The sequence below is a fragment of the Pseudomonas sp. B21-047 genome (assembly GCF_024748775.1).
Lineage (GTDB): Bacteria > Pseudomonadota > Gammaproteobacteria > Pseudomonadales > Pseudomonadaceae > Aquipseudomonas > Aquipseudomonas capeferrum.
Genome location: NZ_CP087169.1, coordinates 765,267 through 782,117, shown reverse-complemented (window position 1 = coordinate 782,117; position 16,851 = coordinate 765,267). Strand labels below are relative to the sequence as shown.

17 protein-coding genes and 1 tRNA gene are annotated in these 16,851 nt (G+C 64.6%); 8 read left to right on the top strand and 10 right to left on the bottom strand.

The window, feature by feature from the left end:
• Window positions 1–49: 49 nt before the first annotated feature.
• Both ada and LOY26_RS03600 read right to left on the bottom strand, forming a co-directional pair.
• Window positions 50–1,108: a bifunctional DNA-binding transcriptional regulator/O6-methylguanine-DNA methyltransferase Ada gene (gene ada, locus LOY26_RS03605; protein WP_258714405.1), complete on the bottom strand. Its 1,059-nt coding sequence runs from the start codon at window positions 1,106–1,108 to the stop codon at window positions 50–52.
• A 48-nt stretch (window positions 1,109–1,156) separates the two neighbouring features.
• Window positions 1,157–1,783, bottom strand: coding sequence for a DNA-3-methyladenine glycosylase (locus LOY26_RS03600; protein WP_156310551.1), 627 nt, complete (start codon window positions 1,781–1,783; stop codon window positions 1,157–1,159).
• A gap of 172 nt (window positions 1,784–1,955) precedes the next feature.
• Here LOY26_RS03600 and LOY26_RS03595 point away from each other — a divergent pair, with 172 nt between their 5' ends.
• Both LOY26_RS03595 and LOY26_RS03590 read left to right on the top strand, forming a co-directional pair.
• Complete coding sequence (locus LOY26_RS03595) at window positions 1,956–2,471, top strand: sigma-70 family RNA polymerase sigma factor (protein WP_186660297.1); 516 nt, start codon at window positions 1,956–1,958, stop codon at window positions 2,469–2,471.
• The gene (locus LOY26_RS03590; RefSeq protein WP_186660299.1) at window positions 2,458–3,414 is read left to right on the top strand and encodes a FecR domain-containing protein; all 957 of its coding nucleotides are present in this window, start codon (window positions 2,458–2,460) and stop codon (window positions 3,412–3,414) included. The genes LOY26_RS03595 and LOY26_RS03590 overlap by 14 nt, the downstream gene beginning before the upstream one ends.
• Before the next feature lie 12 nt (window positions 3,415–3,426).
• Here LOY26_RS03590 and LOY26_RS03585 read toward each other — a convergent pair whose 3' ends face one another.
• From LOY26_RS03585 to LOY26_RS03575, 3 genes are all read right to left on the bottom strand, one after another.
• Window positions 3,427–4,584, bottom strand: coding sequence for an MFS transporter (locus LOY26_RS03585; protein ID WP_033701357.1), 1,158 nt, complete (start codon window positions 4,582–4,584; stop codon window positions 3,427–3,429).
• Between the two features lie 78 nt (window positions 4,585–4,662).
• Window positions 4,663–4,806 carry a hypothetical protein gene (locus LOY26_RS03580; RefSeq protein ID WP_167334465.1) on the bottom strand — a complete coding sequence of 48 codons (144 nt, stop codon included), beginning with the start codon at window positions 4,804–4,806 and terminating at the stop codon, window positions 4,663–4,665.
• 137 nt (window positions 4,807–4,943) lie between these two features.
• Entirely contained in the window at window positions 4,944–6,158 is a 1,215-nt protein-coding gene (locus LOY26_RS03575) for an MFS transporter (RefSeq protein ID WP_033701358.1), read from the bottom strand.
• Between the two features lie 192 nt (window positions 6,159–6,350).
• Here LOY26_RS03575 and LOY26_RS03570 point away from each other — a divergent pair, with 192 nt between their 5' ends.
• Together LOY26_RS03570 and LOY26_RS03565 are read left to right on the top strand one after the other, a co-directional pair.
• A complete protein-coding gene (locus tag LOY26_RS03570) occupies window positions 6,351–7,274 on the top strand; it encodes a FecR domain-containing protein (RefSeq protein WP_258714404.1) in 924 nt (307 codons plus the stop codon).
• Window positions 7,275–7,369: 95 nt separating this feature from the next.
• Window positions 7,370–7,446, top strand: a tRNA-Met gene (locus LOY26_RS03565).
• A 116-nt stretch (window positions 7,447–7,562) separates the two neighbouring features.
• Here the strand turns inward: LOY26_RS03565 and LOY26_RS03560 are convergent.
• Window positions 7,563–8,180 carry a LysE family translocator gene (locus LOY26_RS03560; RefSeq protein ID WP_033701361.1) on the bottom strand — a complete coding sequence of 206 codons (618 nt, stop codon included), beginning with the start codon at window positions 8,178–8,180 and terminating at the stop codon, window positions 7,563–7,565.
• Window positions 8,181–8,300: 120 nt separating this feature from the next.
• Here LOY26_RS03560 and LOY26_RS03555 point away from each other — a divergent pair, with 120 nt between their 5' ends.
• On the top strand, window positions 8,301–9,218 hold the full coding sequence (locus tag LOY26_RS03555) for a LysR substrate-binding domain-containing protein (RefSeq protein WP_258714403.1): 918 nt from the start codon (window positions 8,301–8,303) through the stop codon (window positions 9,216–9,218).
• Here the strand turns inward: LOY26_RS03555 and LOY26_RS03550 are convergent.
• From LOY26_RS03550 to LOY26_RS03535, 4 genes are all read right to left on the bottom strand, one after another.
• Window positions 9,158–9,742 (bottom strand): D-Ala-D-Ala carboxypeptidase family metallohydrolase, encoded by a 585-nt coding sequence (locus LOY26_RS03550; protein ID WP_186662859.1) that lies wholly within the window; start codon window positions 9,740–9,742, stop codon window positions 9,158–9,160. The genes LOY26_RS03555 and LOY26_RS03550 overlap by 61 nt on opposite strands.
• Window positions 9,743–9,817: 75 nt before the next feature.
• Window positions 9,818–10,456 carry a carbonate dehydratase gene (can, locus tag LOY26_RS03545; protein ID WP_033701363.1) on the bottom strand — a complete coding sequence of 213 codons (639 nt, stop codon included), beginning with the start codon at window positions 10,454–10,456 and terminating at the stop codon, window positions 9,818–9,820.
• Between the two features lie 51 nt (window positions 10,457–10,507).
• Window positions 10,508–10,963: a ribosomal protein S18-alanine N-acetyltransferase gene (gene rimI / locus LOY26_RS03540; protein ID WP_186660307.1), complete on the bottom strand. Its 456-nt coding sequence runs from the start codon at window positions 10,961–10,963 to the stop codon at window positions 10,508–10,510.
• Window positions 10,960–11,745 (bottom strand): energy transducer TonB, encoded by a 786-nt coding sequence (locus LOY26_RS03535; protein ID WP_258714402.1) that lies wholly within the window; start codon window positions 11,743–11,745, stop codon window positions 10,960–10,962. Before LOY26_RS03535 ends, rimI begins: the two co-directional genes overlap by 4 nt.
• Window positions 11,746–11,981: 236 nt before the next feature.
• Between LOY26_RS03535 and mksB the strand changes: the two genes are divergently transcribed.
• Genes mksB through mksF form a run of 3 tightly spaced genes read left to right on the top strand, consistent with a single transcriptional unit; the run spans window position 11,982 to window position 16,796 of the window.
• Entirely contained in the window at window positions 11,982–13,271 is a 1,290-nt protein-coding gene (mksB, locus tag LOY26_RS03530) for an Mks condensin complex protein MksB (protein WP_258714401.1), read from the top strand.
• Window positions 13,261–13,968, top strand: coding sequence for an Mks condensin complex protein MksE (mksE, locus tag LOY26_RS03525; protein WP_033701368.1), 708 nt, complete (start codon window positions 13,261–13,263; stop codon window positions 13,966–13,968). The genes mksB and mksE overlap by 11 nt, the downstream gene beginning before the upstream one ends.
• On the top strand, window positions 13,965–16,796 hold the full coding sequence (mksF, locus tag LOY26_RS03520; RefSeq protein ID WP_258714400.1) for an Mks condensin complex protein MksF: 2,832 nt from the start codon (window positions 13,965–13,967) through the stop codon (window positions 16,794–16,796). Before mksE ends, mksF begins: the two co-directional genes overlap by 4 nt.
• The last annotated feature ends 55 nt before the right edge of the window (window positions 16,797–16,851 follow it).

Here is a 16,851-nt window from a genome sequence, read left to right as displayed (position 1 = left end):
TCCTCTATGCATTTCGATTTGGCGGGGGATTCTACGCGGCTTCACGCGATCAGGAGAGTGCCGTTTCTCGCTTGAGCAGTTGCTGCTTGCGCTCCACCCCCCAGCGATAGCCGCTGATGTCGCCGTCGCGACGTACCACCCGATGGCAAGGAATGGCCACGGCAATGCGGTTGGCCGCGCAGGCCATGGCCACGGCGCGGACCGCCCTGGGTGCGCCGATACGCTCGGCGATGTCGGTGTAGCTGACCCGACAGCCGGCAGGTACCTCACGCAAGGCCTGCCAGACCCGCTCCTGAAATGCCGTGCCTTGGATATCCAACGGCAGCGCAAGGCCCAGCGCGGGGGCTTCCACAAAGCCCACCACCTCGGCGACCACCCGCTCGTATTGGCTATCACCGCCGATCAGCCGAGCGTTGGGGAACTGGTCCTGCAAGGCCTGCAACAGTGGCTCGGGGTCATCGCCCAGCAGAATCGCGCAGATACCCTTCTCGCTCTGGGCCACGAGGATCGCCCCCAGCGAACACTGGCCCAGCGCAAAACGAATGGTCGCCCCTGCCCCGCCGGCACGGTAGGCCTTGGGCCGCATGCCCAGGCGCTGCCCGGCACTTTCGTAGAACCGGCTGTTGGAGTTGTAGCCAGCGTCGTAGATGGCATCGGTCACCGAGCGCTGATCCTGTTCCAGGTGCTCACGCAGGCGTCGGGCGCGAAACGCCGAGGCATAGGCCTTGGGAGTGAGGCCGGTTTCGGCCTTGAACAGACGGTGCAGGTGAAAGGGACTGACCGCGAGCTGCGCGCTGAGCTGGTCCAGGTTGGGCCCGCTGGCAGCGCCCTCGATCAGGCGGCAGGCACGCGTCACCAGCTCGCTGCGCCGGGTTGCACTGGCACCGCTGTCACCCGCGCAACGCTTGCAGGCGCGGTAGCCGGCGGTTTCGGCGGCGGCGGTATCGTTGTAGAACGCGATGTTCTCGCGCTTGGCCATGCGCGACTTGCACCCTGGTCGGCAGTAGATACCCGTGGTGCGTACGGCATAGACGAAGTGGCCGGCGGCGGCGCTGTCACGGGCCTGCACGGCTTGCCAGCGTTGCTCGGGGGTGGTGTAGGGTTTCATCGCGGGTTACCTCTTGTCTGTCTCGCCTGTACCGCCAATGCAAAAACATCAGGCCCGCCACAGGTACCAGGCTGCCACGGTCCGGTACGGGCACCAGCCACCGCCCAGCGAGCGCATCTGCGCCGGCGTCGGTGCTTTCTCCAGCCCCTTCAGTCGACGATACCCCTCGCGTACCGCGAAGTCGTCGACCGGCAGAATGTCCGAGCGCTCAAGGCTGTAAATCAGCAACATCTCCACCGTCCAGCGCCCTACCCCACGCAGGGCCACAAGGCGTTCGATCAACACCTCGTCAGCCATGGCCAGCGCCTCCTGGCGGCTGGGCACCAAACCCTCGAGCCGAGCTTGGGCAATACCCTGCACGGTGGCCGTCTTGCTCGCCGAGAAGCCGCATGCGCGCATCGCTTCAGGTGTCACGGCCAGCAATTGCTCCGGGGCGGGAAAACTGCCCTCGGGGAACAGCGCCAACAGCCTTCCCAGAATCGACTCGGCGGCGCGGGCATGCAACTGCTGGTAGGCAATTGCCCGTACCAGCGCCTCATAAGGCTCGCGCCCGGGCGTTGCCTGGTGCAGGCACGGCCCGATCGCGGCAATGTGCCGTGCCCAGTCCGGGTCCGATGCGGCCAGGTGTCGGCTGGCCTCGCGGTAAGCTTCGGGCGAAAGGTCAGCCAGAATCATTGCGCCTCCAACAGGTCGATGACAGGCCCAGCTTAGCCCAACCGTTCATCGGTGAAACGCCGGATCTTGCGCGGCTAATTCCTGGCATACCATTGATCCGCGCCGCGATCCGCGCATAGAATTGAGAACTATTCACAATCACGCACGCTCACCGGATCAGGCCTTCGCTACGATGCAGACCACCGACACGCTCAAGCCGACCGAGGTTGCTCTGCTCTATCAGTCCCACCACGCCTGGCTCAGCGGCTGGCTGCGCAGCCGGGTCGGCTGCCACGAGCATGCCGCCGACCTCGCCCAGGATACCTTCGTGCGGCTGTTGCGCGCCCGCCAGGCTTCGCCGCTAAAGGAACCCCGCGCCTACCTGAGCGCCATCGCCCGCGGCCTGATGATCGACCAATTCCGCCGCCGCGCCCTGGAGCGGGCCTACCACGAAAGCCTGGCCCTGCTGCCCGAAGCCGAGGTGCCCAGCGAAGAACACCGGCTGGTCATTCTCGATACCCTGGAGCGCCTCGACCGCGCCCTGCACACGCTGAAGCCGCGTACACGTCAGGCCTTTCTGCTGGCCCAGATCGACGGGCTGAGCATCACGCAGATCGCCGTGCAGCTCGACGTGTCCCGCGCGACGATCGAGCGCGACCTGGCCAAGGCCCTGGGTGTCTGCTACCGGTTGCGTTATGTCGACCTCTGACGGCGCGCCCGCACAGGCCCAGGTCGACCAGGCCATCGACTGGCTGGTGAAGCTGCGCTTCGACAACCCCAGCCCGCGCACCGAGCGGCAATTCCAGCAATGGCTGGCCAGCCATCCGCACAACCCCAAGGCCTGGCAGCGCGTCAGCAACCTCAGCGACGAATTGGCCGGGCTGCCCAAGGCCCTGAGCCGCAGCACCCTCGACGCCAGCCAACGCCAGCGCAGCAGCCGCCGTGACCACCTCAAACTGCTGGCGCTGCTGGCCGCCGGCGGCAGCCTGGGCTGGGCCGCGCGCGAACCGTTGGGCCTGCCGCAGCTACTGGCCGACAGCAGCACCGCCACGGGCGAACGCCGGCAATTGCACGGCAGCGATGGCAGCCGCATCCAGCTCAACACCGACAGCGCCATCGGCCTGCGCTACAGCGCCGAACAACGTCAGCTTGAGCTGCTACGGGGCGAGGTGAGCCTGGACAGCAACGCCAACGACAACCGCCCTTTCCGCATCGATACCCGCGTTGGCACCCTGGGCACCCGCGACGGGCAACTGCTGCTACGCGAAAACGACAAGGGCTTGCTGCTGGCAGTACGCGGTGGCGAGGTGACGTTGTTCCCCGCCTCTGCCCACGCACGGTTGGTGCATGCCGGCGAAACGCTGCAAGTGCAGGCCAACGGCAACTTGCAGGCCGTCAGCCTGCACAGCGACCCTTGGGGCTGGACCGACGGCGTGCTCAGCGTGCAGCAGATGCCGCTGGGGGAATTTACCGCCGAACTCTCGCGCTACCGCCCGGGCCTGCTGCGCTGTGCTGACGACGTGGCAAACCTCAAGGTCTCCGGCACTTACCAACTGGCCGACACCGAGCAGATTCTGCAACTGCTAGCCCGCAGCCTGCCGGTGCGGGTCGACTACCGCACGCGTTACTGGGTGAGCATCGGCGCCGCCTGAAAAAGCCTGTGATCAGTCCGCCACTGCGCGCAACCGCCCTGCCCGCCGGTACGACTGCCGGGCAAAGCAGACAAACAGCCCCGCCATCAGCGCCAGCGCCATCGGCAACCCGTGCGGCGCCACATCCATCGCCGCGCCGCTGACCAGCGGCCCGACCAGGCTACCCACTCCCCATAGCAGGCCGACACTGGCATTGGCCGTGACCAGGTCCTGCCCTTTGAAGCGCTGCCCGATCAGCACCAGTGCCAAGGTGTAGATGCCCCCCGCCACAGCGCCCAGCACCACCAGCAGTGGCCACAGCAACCAGGTCATCTGCAGCAACCACGGCAGGCCGATGCCGATCAGCATCGCCACCAGGCCGCACACCAGGTGCAGGCCGGTACGCTCGACCCGGTCGGCCAACCAGCCCAATGGCAGCTGGAACAGCATGTCGCCGGCAAACACCACCGTCACCATCAGCGCCGCCACGCCTACGGCAAAGCCATGGCTGGTGGCATACACCGGCAGCAGCGACAGCACCACGGCATCGAAGAAGGAGAAGAACAGCACCGCCACGCACAAGGCTGGCGCCACGCGGAAGAAGCCGGCCAGGCCAAAGCTCTTTTCGCCTTCTTCATGTTCCACATAGTCGTTGGGCACCGTCAGCACGATGCACAGCAGGGCCAGGCCATAGCAGGCGGTGACCACGCCGGTGATCCATGGGCTGTTGGCCCCAAGCACAGCCAGCATCGCCGGGCCGAGTACCTGGAAACCGGTAAAGCTGGTGGCGTACAGGGCCATGATCTTGCCGCGATTGTGCTCGGGGCACAGCTCGTTGACCCAGGATTCGCCCAGAATGATGGCAACCCCCATGCCGATGCCCAGGCCCAGACGCAGCAGCGCCAGCAGCCAGATCGAGTCGAAGGCCGACTCCAGCAAGGCGATGCTGACGGTGCACAGGCTGAAGCACAGCAGGTAGATCGTCCGCCGGGTCAGCAAGCGGCAGCAGGCGTCGACCATGAACGCCGAGAGCATCATCCCCGCTGCGGGGATGGCTGAGATGATGCCGATTTCCAGGGTGCCTGCGCCGGCCTCATGCAGGCGCAACGACACCAACGGCAGGCTGGCCCCCAGGCTGAAGCCCACCACCGACACGGCGAACAACAGGCCCGCCAGCAAACGCATGTTCATTTACCACTCCTTGCAAACCGAAAAGACGAGCAAACACGAGCGCGCACGCCAGGGCGGCGGACGACGCAAAAGCGCAGATCAGTTCAGGGCAAGGTGTGGCGAGAAGGTGAAGGCAAACAGCACGCTGCGCCGACGCTTGAGCACCGTGTCACTCGGCCACGCACGACGCAGTGCCTGCAGTGCAGGCTGGCGAGCATTTGGCAGGGACGGGTTACGGCGCATTGCTTTGACTACGCAGGTTGGAGAAAAGAGGCGGCACTCTAGGCCAAGCCAGGTGGAATCGTCAATCCAAGGGCCGCTCGCAATCCCTGTAGGAGCGGCCTTGCGTCGCGATGGGCTGCGCAGCAGCCCCAAACGCCTCAGCGCTTACGAGTACTAGGCAAAAACACCGCCAACAACCCGAACAACGGCAGGAACGAGCACACCCCATACACATACTCGATACCGCGCAGGTCCGCGACATAGCCAAGCAGCGCGGCGCCAATCCCACCGAAGCCGAACATCAAACCGAAGAAGATCCCGGCAATCATGCCCACGCTGCCCGGCACCAGTTCCTGTGCATACACCACGATGGCGGAAAACGCCGATGCCAGGATGAAGCCGATCACCACGCTCAGCACCGTGGTCCAGAACAGGTCGGCATACGGCAGCGCGAGGGTGAAGGGGGTGACCCCCAGGATGGAGAACCAGATCACCGCCTTGCGCCCGATACGGTCACCGATCGGCCCGCCAAAGAACGTACCCGCCGCCACCGCGCCCAGGAACAGGAACAGGTGCAATTGCGAGCTGGCCACCGAAACGTCGAACTTCTCGATCAGGTAGAAGGTGAAGTAGCTGGTGAAGCTGGCCATGTAGAAGTACTTCGAGAATACCAGCAGGCCCAGCACGATCAGCGCCGCGATCACCCGCTTGCGCGAGATGCCATGGGTGGCCTGCACGGCCTTGCGCGCCTTGGCCTGGTTCAGGTGCTCCTTGTACCAGCCCCGCAGCATCAGGGTCACGGCGAAGAAGAACAGCCCCGCCAGGCCGAACCAGGCGACGTGCGTCTGCCCGAACGGGATGACGATGGCCGCCGCCAACAGCGGCCCCAGCGCCGAGCCGGTGTTACCGCCCACCTGGAAGGTCGACTGGGCCAGGCCAAAGCGCCCACCCGAGGCCAACCGTGCAATGCGCGAAGTCTCTGGGTGGAAGGTGGACGAGCCGATGCCGACCAGCGCCGAGGCCAGCAGGATCATCGGGAAACTGCCGACAAAGGCCAGCATGACGATGCCCACCAGTGTGCACAAGGTGCCCAGCGGCAGCAGGTTCGGCGCAGGCCGACGGTCGGTAAAGAAGCCCACCCAAGGCTGCAGCAGCGAGGCAGTGATCTGGAAGGTCAGGGTGATCATGCCGATCTGGGCGAAGCTCAGGTCGTAGTTGGCTTTGAGCATCGGGTAGATGGCTGGCAGCACCGACTGGATCAGGTCATTGATCAGGTGCGCCAGGGCGCAGAAACCGATGATGCGCATCACCAGGGGGTTGGCAGGGTTCGCCGCTGCGCTGGTGGAAGCCGTGGAGGTGCTACTGGTGGCCATGTGCCTGAATCTCCGTCCGCAGATTTGGGATCCGATTATCAGGAAACAAATAGATACATAGCTACCTTTTTTATCCCTCCGTCGAGACGCACTTGTAAATGGTTCTCAATATATTTAGCATCCTCGACTCATTCCCCTGTCATCGTTGGGCGAAACGGCCCCTATCGTGAGCAGACCGATCCCATGAGCCCGATGCCCGCCAAACAATTCCAGCCCGACCCGCAGCAGGAAGCCCTGGAGTGGTTCTCCCGTTTGCGTCAGCCCGGGTGTGACGAAGGCGAACGCCAGGTGTTCGCCGCCTGGTGCCAGGAGCCGCAAAACGCCCAGGCTTACGCTGAGCTGGAAACCTTCTGGCAACAGCTGCAACCCGCACCGGCTCGCCCGCAACCCCGGCAGCTAACGGCGCGCCGCAGCCACCTGGGCAAATGGCTGGCGCTGGTGTTTCTACTGGTGCTGGGCGCCTTGGCCTACCTGTACTGGCCGCTGATGCAACGCTTGGGCAGCGAAATGCACACCGACGTTGGCGAACGCCGCAGCCTGCGCCTGGCCGACGGCTCGACCGTGCACCTGGACAGCGCCAGCGCGATGAACGTCGACCTGCGCGGGCGTACCCGCCAGTTGCACCTGGTACAAGGCCAGGTGTACCTCGAAGTACTGCTCGATGGCCGCGCCATGGAAGTGGACGTGGGCGATGCGCGCATCCAGGTATTCGGTACCCGCCTGCAAATTGCCCGCTTTGCCGACCACAACGAACTGGTGGTGCTCAGTGGCAAGGCGATGGTGGTCCAGGGTGGCGAACAGCGCCTGGTCTCTGCCGGCGAACGGGTGACATTCGATGCCACACGGATCGACCCTGTACAAAAAGCCGACATGAAGACCGCCGACAGTTGGCGCAACGGCCGCCTGCGAGCCACCGACATGCCGCTGGGGCAGGTGTTGGAGCGCCTGGCGGGGTACCAAGGGCAACGCCTGTGGATGCTCGACGAGCAGGCCGCCCATCGACGCGTGAGCGGCGACTTCAGCCTCGACCGCCCTGCCGAAAGCCTTGCCGCACTGGCCAGCACCCAGCAATTGCAGCTGCAGGGCGTGCTCGGCCACTGGCTGATCGTGCGCTGAGGCCTGCCCTGGCGGCTAAGTTTTTGAAAGCGTGCAAATTTTTTTTGAAATGAGTGTTGACAGAGGGGCATCACAAGGGAATAATGCGCGCCATTGGCTACATAGCTCAGTTGGTTAGAGCATAGCATTCATAATGCTGGGGTCCGGGGTTCAAGTCCCTGTGTAGCCACCAAACATGATAAAGGGCTTACCGAAAGGTAAGCCCTTTTTCTTTGCCTGCGAAAAAGCACAGCCTGAGCTGTTTGGGCGCGGCCTATATGGCCAGCACCCCAACTTGCAATCGTCACATCAACGCACACCTGTGACTGCCACCGCCAAGCCCAGGCCGATCAATGCCAGCCCGATCACCCGGTCCACCAGCCGCTGTCGCTCGATCATCGCCTTGCGCAACGCCGTGCTGGAGAAAAACACGGCCACCAGACTGAACCACAGCCAGTGAGCAAAAGACATGAACGCGCCGTAGGCGAAGTCCAGTGCCAACGGGCTGCCCGGCTGCACCACTTGTGTGTAGGCGCTGATGACGAAGAGCATGGTCTTGGGGTTCAAGGCATTGGTGAGAAAGCCGGTGCGCAGCGCGGCCGCAAGGCTGGCGCCAGTGTGCCGGTCGATACCGTCCAGGCTGATGCGCGCGGTGTTGGTCAGCGATTTGTAGCCCAGGTAGACCAGGTAACCCGCGCCCACCACCTTCATGCACAGGAACAGCGTCGGGCTCTGGCTGATGATCACCGCAATGCCCAGTACGGTGTACAGCACATGCACCTGTACGCCCAATGCAATCCCCACCGCAGCCGCCAGCCCGGCCTTGCGGCCCTGTGCATAACTGCTGCGGGTGACCATGGCGAAGTCGGCGCCAGGGCTGATGACGGCGAGGACGGTGAACAGGGCTACGGCGATGAGTTCGGTCATTGGCGGGTCTCGATAGGCGATGGAAATGCACAGACGCGCCGATTATCCTGGGCTTATTAACTGGGAAAAATCGATTTATAGTGGCGGTTATCCGCTAGTTTTTCTCACAGACAGCACAGCATGAAACTGCCGCCCCTCAACGCTTTGCGCTACTTCGACATCGCCGCCGAAACCGAAAGCTTCGTGCGCGCCGCCGAGCGCCTGCACGTCACCCATGGCGCGGTCAGCCGTCAGGTACGCCTGCTCGAAGAAAGCCTTGGCGTCGAATTGTTCGAGCGCCGCAACCGGGCCATTTTCCTCACTGCCGCCGGCCGCGCCCTGCAGGGCACCACCCAGGCCATGTTCGAACAGCTCGAAGGCGCCGTGCAGCGCCTGCAACAGCAGGCCAGCGACAATGTGCTGGTACTCTCCTGCGAGCCCACCATCGCCATGCGCTGGCTGATCCCGCGCCTGCCCCGCTTCAACGCCGCCCACCCCGACCTGCAGCTGCATCTGGTAGCCGCCGGTGGGCCAGTGGACTTTACGCGCAGCGGCGTCGACCTGGCGCTGCGCCGCGACGACTTCCATTGGGACCGCCAACTCCATCACCGCAAGATCTGCGACGAATGGATCGGCCCAGTGTGCCGCCCCGGCGCCGTCACCAGCCTGGATGGTCAACGCCTGCTGCACAGCCGCACGCGGCCCAGCGCCTGGCCCACCTGGCTGCGCCTGAGCACGCAACGGGCCAGGCACACCGAGCGCAGCGACTATGAGCATTTCTACCTGTCGATCCAGGCCGCCAGTGCAGGCCTGGGCCTGGCCATGGGCTCAGCGCTGATGGTGCGCGACGAGCTCGACAGCGACCAACTGCAGGCCCCCTTCGGCTTCTTGCGCGACGGCTCTGCCTATCACCTGCTCAGCCCGCAGCCGCTGGACGATGGCGGCAAGCGCCAGCGTTTTGCCGAGTGGGTGATCGATGAATGCGAGGCGTGCCTGGTTCACCTGGGCCTGGTGCAAAACGACGAGCCCGCACTGCCATCACCACCCCAGGTGCGATAGCCGGCGGTGTCGATGTGGATGCGACCTGACGGATAACGGCCCAGGCCCATGTTCCAGGCATGGCCGTGTTGTTGCCAGAAACTGCACAGTGGGTTGGGGTCGGCCCAGGCCGGCAACAGGATATCGACGGCGAATGCGCGGGTATGGGCGCTACCCACGGCACCGCCCGCACATCGGTTGAGGCTGGGGTCGCGGTAGGCCGAGACCACTTCGAACTGGCGCAGGATGCCCTGGTCATCGAGGGTGTTGAGCAATGACAGCGTCGAGCGCACTGCGGGCCATTGGCTGGCAGGTGGCACGGCGAAGGGGGATGCCCGGCACAGCTTCCAGTCAGAGGCCGAGCGAAGCAGTTGATGGATCGGCACCACCCCGTACAGCCGGGCATCCACCAGCATTTCGCGGAAGGGGCGTGTTTGATGATCGCCGGCCCATTGGGCGAACATCCACAGGTCACGGTCATCGGCGTGCGCGACACTAACCACCCACATGCCCATTGCCATCAGCAGCCACTTCGCGCCTGTCATCCCCACTCCCCTGCTCAACGAGATCGAACACCCTGTTTCAAGTTATGTAAGCAGAAACGCAGGGCAACACACCGCCTACTCCAACGCCCGCAACCGATACTGCGGTGGCAGTTGGGCAAAGCCGCTGATGGTGGTGTCCAGGCTCTTCCAACGCCCGTCCTTGATGCCATAGATGCAACCATGCACCGACAGCTCCTGCCCGCGATGCCAGGCGTTCTGCACGATGCTGGTGTGGGCCACGTTGGCGACCTGCTGGATGACGTTCAGCTCGCACAGGCGATCGACCTGCGCCTCTTCGGTTTCCAGCTTGGCCAGTTCGCCGCGTTTTTCGTAGTACAGGTCGCGGATCGAACGCAGCCAGCCGTCGATCAGGCCGAGCTGGCGGTCCTGCATGGCAGCGCGCACGCCGCCGCAACCGTAGTGGCCGGTGACCAGGATGTGTTTGACCTTGAGCACTTCGACGGCGTACTGGATCACCGACAGGCAGTTCAGGTCGGTGTGCAGCACCACGTTGGCGACATTGCGGTGGACGAACAGGTCGCCAGGCAGCATGCCGACGATTTCATTGGCCGGCACGCGGGCGTCGGAGCAACCGATCCAGAGGAACTCGGGGGTTTGCTGACGGGCCAGTTTGGCGAAGAAATCGGGGTCACGCTGGGTGATGGCATCGGCCCAGCGCGCATTGTTGTCGATCAGTTCCTGCAGGTCGTGCATGGTCTTGCCTCATCAGGTTGTACCTGTGTGACAAGGCCTGCACTCGAGGGGTCACTCCTCGAACAGGGTGCAGGCCATCACCAGGGCATCTTCACGGCCGCCGGCCATCGGGTAGTAGTCACGGCGGCGGCCGATTTCGTTGAACCCGTAGCGCTCGTACAACCGATAGGCCGACTGGTTGCTGGCGCGCACTTCCAGGAAGCATTCGCGGCCATTGAGCTGGTAGGCCCGCGCCATCAGGTGCTCAAGCAGACGCAGGCCCAGGCCGAACCCTTGGTTCTCGGGTTTGACGGTAATGTTGAGCAGGTGCGCCTCGTCGATGATCACATTGATCACGCCATGGCCGACCTGCTGCTGGCCGTCGAACATCAGCCACACTTCGTAGGACTTGAGCGCATCCTGAAAGATTCCGCGGGTCCAGGGATGGCTGAACGCGGCATATTCGATCTTAAGCACGGCATCCAGATCCGCCTCGGTCATCGGGCGGAAACTGATCGAGTCACTCATTCAACGCTCTTCCAGCGCGCCATCAGCTGGCGCATGGCTTGCCAGACGTCCGCCTTGCGCTGCGGCTCGTCCATCAACAGTTCAAGGCCCGGCAAGGCCCAGGCATCGCCCAGGCCCTCAAGCTTCAGTGTTTGGTAGTAGGTGTGCGCGTCGGTATTGCCGGCAAAGCGCAGCGCGGGCAGGCCGATCAACCACAAGCAGGTACAGGGTGCCTCTTCCAGGCGGGCCTGGATGAACCCCTGGACGAAATCGCGTGCAGCGTCCGGGCCTTGGTCCATGTTGCCGCGCACCAGCAGCGGCCAGCGCACCGGCTCACCGATGATCTGTGGGGCGTCGGGCAGGCCGGCGGCGCGCAGCATGTCCTTGAGCAACAAGTAGGACGGGTCGCGGCTCTGGAACGGCTGGCCGGTGGCCAGTTCCACCAGCAGCAGGCAGCTGCCGGCGCGCAGCAGTTGCAACGAGAAGCGCGGTGGCGGCACCGGCACCGGGCGCGGTGCGGGGGCTGGCTCTTCGGCTTCGACGGGCCTGGCGGCAGGCTTGGGGGTGCTGCCTGGGCGCGGAATCTCGATTTTCGGGCGTTCGCCGCTGCGCGCCTGGGGGGCGGCAGGGGCTTCGTTGGCGGCGGGCGCTGGCTTGACGTCGAAGTCGAGGTCTTCGACCGGCGCCACCGGCAACAACAGTTCCGGGCGCGACGGTGCGGCGAACGGCAGTTCGGCGCGCGGCAGCCAGTGCACCACTTGCATGGCGGAAAGGTAGGCGCGGCGACGGGGTTCGGTCAGCACGAGGCGGGTATCCGGGGGGTTATATCAATCGGGCATTGTAACGCGTACGGCGGGGTTTTTGCAGCGCCTGGGAGACCAAGCGCCGCCCGGGCGGCGCTCGATCTTCCAGGCGCCAAAGCCCTCCCGCCATACACACAAATAAACAAAGGCCATTTCTCATTACAGACCAAGGGGTGAAATCCTCCCCCCCGTATGCAGTACAATCGCCCCCTTTTTCTTGGCAACGAGTCGAAGCCATGATCGAACCCAAGCGCGTCCTGCGCGCCCTAGCCGAACACTGGGCCCTGATCGAGCCGCTGTGCGAACATTTCGACCAGGGCACCCTGAGCCTGGTCGAACTGCGTCAGCATGTGGCCCGCCAGCAGGTCGAGAGTACCCCGCAGGACATCACCCAGCTGCTCGACGTGTGGATCCGCCTGGATATCTTGGTGCCGGTGGCCAAGAGCCCGAACCGCTTCGAGCTCAACGCCCAGATCCACGACTTCCTCGCCTACCTACGCCGCGAACACCGCTTGGGCCTGTGCCTGGAGATCGAAGCCTACCTGCGCCACCTGGAACGCCTTGCCGGGCACATCCAGGATGCCTTCGACAACCGCGACAGCGACGACCTGGCGCGCCAGTTGCGCCTGCTCGACATGCGCGTGCGCGATGTGCTGAAGAAGCTCGACAACGACGAGCAGGCGCTGGTGGCCGTGGCCGAGCGGGCCAAGACCAGCAACCGCCAGATCCCGCTGCGCCAGCGCTACGCTGAAGTCCTCGCAACCTGGGACGAGTACGTCGAGCCGATGATCCAGCTGGTCAACGCCGACGGCGCCTTCGAACAGGGCGTGCGCAAGGTCGAAACCGTGCTGCTGCGCCTGCTGGGCGAGCAGGCGCGCCTGGGCCACCTGGTCGACGACGACATGCTGCTGCGTACCCACGCGCGCATCCTGGAAATGCAGACCAGCGCCCAGCTGACCCTGCGCCACGCCCGGGAACTGCTGCTGCCACTGCGCGAAGAAGCGCGCCGGCACAACGCCGTGACCCGTGGCGCCGCCCTGGCGCTGTCGGTGATCCGCCGCAAGGGCATCGATGCCGTGCCGCAAGCGGCCATGCCGATGTTCACCCGGCCGCAGAGCACCTTCCTCGGCAGCGCCAGCCAGGTCGAGGCCTATGTCTACGCTTTGGCCCGTTTCGAGCCCAAGCCTGCGCGCTTCCCCAAGGCGCACAAGACCGACAAAGACCCATTGCCGCGCGCGCCACGTACGGTCAAGGAAATGCTCCAACGCTGCGAGCAGGCCCTGCCGCTGCCCGACCTGATGGTCTGGCTGCTGGAGCAGGAGCCCGACGGCGCCACCGACGAACTGCTGTACTGGTTCTCGCGCCTGTCGCGCGAGAAGCGCTTCCAGCGCGAGCGCCTCGAACGCCGCGACTACACCACCCACGAACACCTGGTCAGCCTGCGCTCGTTCGCCCTGACGTCCAGCCGTGAAGACGTCGCCAGAACGACTGCCGAATCCAACGCGAGCCCAGCCAATGCATCTTGATCTTTCCGAACTGTCCCAGCTCGCACCGATCTTCCGCGAGCTGTTCAAAGGTTTCCACGTCAGCCGCCGTGACCCCGAGCTGTACGCTCAGCTGTCGAACTTCCAGGACCAGTACCGCACCCTGTTCAAGGCCCTGGGCTTCGAACTGGTGTGCGACACCCGTGGTTTCTATTACTTCGTGCCCGAGCTTGCCGCCGCGCAGGTCAACAAGACCGCCCAGCGCCTGTCGCTGTTCACCTTCATCCTGGTCGAGCACCTGGCCGACCAGGGCCGCGACCCAATGGCCGTGCTCGACGGCGGCAGCATTGGCCGCGACGAACTGCCATCGCTGCTGGAAAAGTACCGCGACCTGTTCCTGCAGGCCGAAGTGCAAACCGTCGAAGAACTGGAAGAAAAAATCCTGCGGCGCATGACCCAGCTCGGCTTCGCCTTCGAGGAAGGTGGTATCTACCGCTTCCTGCCGCCGATGCACCGCTTCCTCGACGTCTGCCTGTCGGTGCAGCAGGACCGCGACCTGGCCGCCACCCTGCACAGCGACCTGCCTTTGCCGACCCCGGTACTGGCCGAGGAAGAAAGCCCGGAGCAACTCAACCGCACCGACGACCCGCTCGACCTGTCGCCATTCGAAGGCGACGAGAGCGAAGAGGACGCCCTGGCCCGGGCCATCCGCGAAGAGCAACAGGAGATTGACGCATGAGCCAGGAACGCTACGGCATCCGCCGCTTCGCTTTGCTCAACACCGCCGGCTACAGCCTTGGCCTGTTCCCGCTGGAGCACCCGCTGTCGGTATACGGCGCCAACAACCTGGGTAAATCGGCCTCGATCAACGCCCTGCAGTTCCCGATCCTGGCGCGCATGTCCGACATGAGCTTCGGCAAGTACAGCCTGGAGCAGTCGCGTCGCTTCTACTTCGCCAGCGACACCTCGTACATCCTCTGCGAACTGAACCTGCCCCACGGCCCGCACGTGATCGGCGTGGTCGGCCGCGGCCCGGGCGGCGGTTTCGGCCACCAGTTCTTCGCCTACAAGGGCGAACTGGACCTGGCCCATTACCAGAAGAACGACACCTGCCTGCGTCAGAAAGAGCTGTTCACCAACCTCGAGCGCCTGGGCCTGAAGGCCTACGAGCTCAAGCCCGACGAGCTGCGTCGGCTGCTGGTCGGCGGCCACACCTCGGTGCCGCTGGACCTGACCATGATCCCGCTGCGCTCGACCAGCGAGCAAAGCCTGAAAACCTTCCGCGCGTTGTTCATCAACCTGCTGCACATGCGCGAGATCACCGCAGCCAAGCTCAAGCAGCTGTTCCTCGACGCCTTCGAGCACAGCCTGCGCTCGGGCAGCGTCGACTACATCGCGGCCTGCGAAGAAGCCTTCCGCGACGTGCGCCGCATGGAGCAGGACTACAACGCCCTGGTCGCCGCCGGCCCGCTGGTCGAAGCCCTCGCCGGTGGCGTTGCCCAGCGCGACATTCTGCGCGGCAAGCTGCACCGCCTCTCGCCCCTGCTCGACAACCTGCTGGGCACCTGGCAGGAATACGCCATGGCGCGCAAGGAAGAGCTGGTCATCCAGTCCGAGCACTACCGTGGCGAACAGGACCGGCTGCAGAACGACCAACGCGGAGGCACCCAAGAACTGATGCGGCTGGAGCGCGAGATCACCGGCATCCAGCGCTGGCTCGGCGAGCTGTCGGTACTCAAGCGCCGCTTCGCCCTGGTCGATGACGTCAAGGTCCTGGAGCAGCAGTTGCTGGCCGCCAAAGATGCCCACGACGAACTGGCGGGCGCCCTGGCCCAGTCGCGGCAGTTCTCTGCCGAAGACCTGGACGAGCGCGTACGCGACCTGGAAAAACGCGTCAAGCAGGTCAAGCAGCAGCTCGACCACGCCGACAACAACAGCTATGCCCGCCTGCGCGAGGAGTTCTCGCAGCAGGACGTCGACCGCCTGATGCGCCTGTTCAACGGCGCGCTGTTCAGCCTGCCGCTGGGCGAGCGTGGCATCGAACTGGACGACAGCGACCTGTGGGTGAAGTCGCTGGAAGCGGTGCTCGATGGCTTCAAAGGCGAGCGCTTCGAGGCTCCGGGCCTTTCCATCGATATCTCGCACATCGACCCACCGGCCCTGCAGGCGCTGGCCGACCGCGCCGCCCTGCGCGACCAGAAGGACCGCCTGGAGCGCGAGCTCAAGCAGCTCAAGACCCAGCAGGCCGTGGCCGCCGACCGCTCCGCCTCCAAGGCGCAGACGGAAACCTTGTACCAGGCCGTACTGGATGCGCAGAAGGCGCTGGAAGACTTCCGTCGCAGCGAAACACTGGCGGCCGAAGAACCCGAGAAACTGGAGCACTTGTCACAACTGGAAGCGGCCCAGGACGAGCTCAAACGCTCCAGCGATGCCTTCACCGAGCGCGTCCAGCAACTGTCGGCCAAGCTGCAACTGGTCGGCCGCCAGCTCGGCGACCTGGAGTCCAAGCAGCGCACCCTTGAAGACGCCCTGCGCCGCCGCCAGCTGCTGCCAGCCGACCTGCCTTACGGCACGCCGTTCATGGAAGCGGTCGACGACTCGATGGACAACCTGCTGCCGATGCTCAACGACTACCAGGACAGCTGGCAGGGCTTGCAGCGGGTGGACAACCAGATCGAGGCGCTGTACGCCCAGGTGCGCCTCAAGGGCGTGGCCAAGTTCGACAGCGAAGACGACATGGAGCGCCGCCTGCAACTGCTGGTCAACGCCTACGCGCACCGCACCGATGAGGCCCTGACCTTGGCCAAGGCGCGCCGCGCCGCAGTCACCGACATCGCCCGGACCCTGCGCAACATCCGTAGCGACTACGACAGCCTCGAGCACCAACTGGCGCTGTTCAACCGCGAGATCAACAAACGCCAGGTGTCCAACCTGCAGAGCTTCCGCGTGGTGCTGGCACCGAACAAGGAAGCGCTCAAGCACATCGACCAGATCATCCACAGCGCCGGCCAGTACGAGGAAGGCGAAACCCTGTCGGTGTTCGACCTGACGCAGAACTCCGACCAGGACCACAAGAACGAAGAGGCCAAGGAGTACCTGGCACGGCTGGTGGCGGCCAACCACAACCAGCTGGGCCTCAAGGACCTGTTCGAACTGGCCTTCGAGATCACCAAGGTCAATGGCCAGCCGGTGATCCACGCCGACATCGACGGCGCCGCGTCCAACGGCACCACCATGACCATCAAGGCGCTGACCAACATGTACTTGTTGCTGCACCTGATGGACCGTGACCTGGCCGGGCGCATTCGCCTGCCGTACTACCTCGACGAGGCGGCAGACATCGACGAACGCAACCAGGCGGCCTTGCTGGAAACCAGCCTGCAACTGGGCTTTGTGCCGATTCTGGCGAGTGTGAAGCCGCAGGTGTCGGCCAAGGTGGCGATCGACCTGGAAGGCGGTAGCGGGCCAAATGGCATCTACATTGATGAGGCGGACTGGAAGTTCATCAGCCGGCTGGATGAGGTGAAGGCCGACGTGCGTGAGGATCAGGCCGAAGCACTGGCCTGATTACTCTTCGATAGGGGCCGCTTTGCGGCCCAATCGCGGGGCAAGCCCGCTCCCA

Bases quoted from the DNA above. Each gene is read 5' to 3' on its own strand.
- ada (WP_258714405.1), bottom strand. From the start codon at position 1,108: ATGAAACCCTACACCACCCCCGAGCAACGCTGGCAAGCCGTGCAGGCC.
- LOY26_RS03600 (WP_156310551.1), bottom strand. From the start codon at position 1,783: ATGATTCTGGCTGACCTTTCGCCCGAAGCTTACCGCGAGGCCAGCCGA.
- LOY26_RS03595 (WP_186660297.1), top strand. From the start codon at position 1,956: ATGCAGACCACCGACACGCTCAAGCCGACCGAGGTTGCTCTGCTCTAT.
- LOY26_RS03590 (WP_186660299.1), top strand. From the start codon at position 2,458: ATGTCGACCTCTGACGGCGCGCCCGCACAGGCCCAGGTCGACCAGGCC.
- LOY26_RS03585 (WP_033701357.1), bottom strand. From the start codon at position 4,584: ATGAACATGCGTTTGCTGGCGGGCCTGTTGTTCGCCGTGTCGGTGGTG.
- LOY26_RS03580 (WP_167334465.1), bottom strand. From the start codon at position 4,806: ATGCGCCGTAACCCGTCCCTGCCAAATGCTCGCCAGCCTGCACTGCAG.
- LOY26_RS03575 (WP_033701358.1), bottom strand. From the start codon at position 6,158: ATGGCCACCAGTAGCACCTCCACGGCTTCCACCAGCGCAGCGGCGAAC.
- LOY26_RS03570 (WP_258714404.1), top strand. From the start codon at position 6,351: ATGCCCGCCAAACAATTCCAGCCCGACCCGCAGCAGGAAGCCCTGGAG.
- LOY26_RS03560 (WP_033701361.1), bottom strand. From the start codon at position 8,180: ATGACCGAACTCATCGCCGTAGCCCTGTTCACCGTCCTCGCCGTCATC.
- LOY26_RS03555 (WP_258714403.1), top strand. From the start codon at position 8,301: ATGAAACTGCCGCCCCTCAACGCTTTGCGCTACTTCGACATCGCCGCC.
- LOY26_RS03550 (WP_186662859.1), bottom strand. From the start codon at position 9,742: ATGACAGGCGCGAAGTGGCTGCTGATGGCAATGGGCATGTGGGTGGTT.
- can (WP_033701363.1), bottom strand. From the start codon at position 10,456: ATGCACGACCTGCAGGAACTGATCGACAACAATGCGCGCTGGGCCGAT.
- rimI (WP_186660307.1), bottom strand. From the start codon at position 10,963: ATGAGTGACTCGATCAGTTTCCGCCCGATGACCGAGGCGGATCTGGAT.
- mksB (WP_258714401.1), top strand. From the start codon at position 11,982: ATGATCGAACCCAAGCGCGTCCTGCGCGCCCTAGCCGAACACTGGGCC.
- mksE (WP_033701368.1), top strand. From the start codon at position 13,261: ATGCATCTTGATCTTTCCGAACTGTCCCAGCTCGCACCGATCTTCCGC.
- mksF (WP_258714400.1), top strand. From the start codon at position 13,965: ATGAGCCAGGAACGCTACGGCATCCGCCGCTTCGCTTTGCTCAACACC.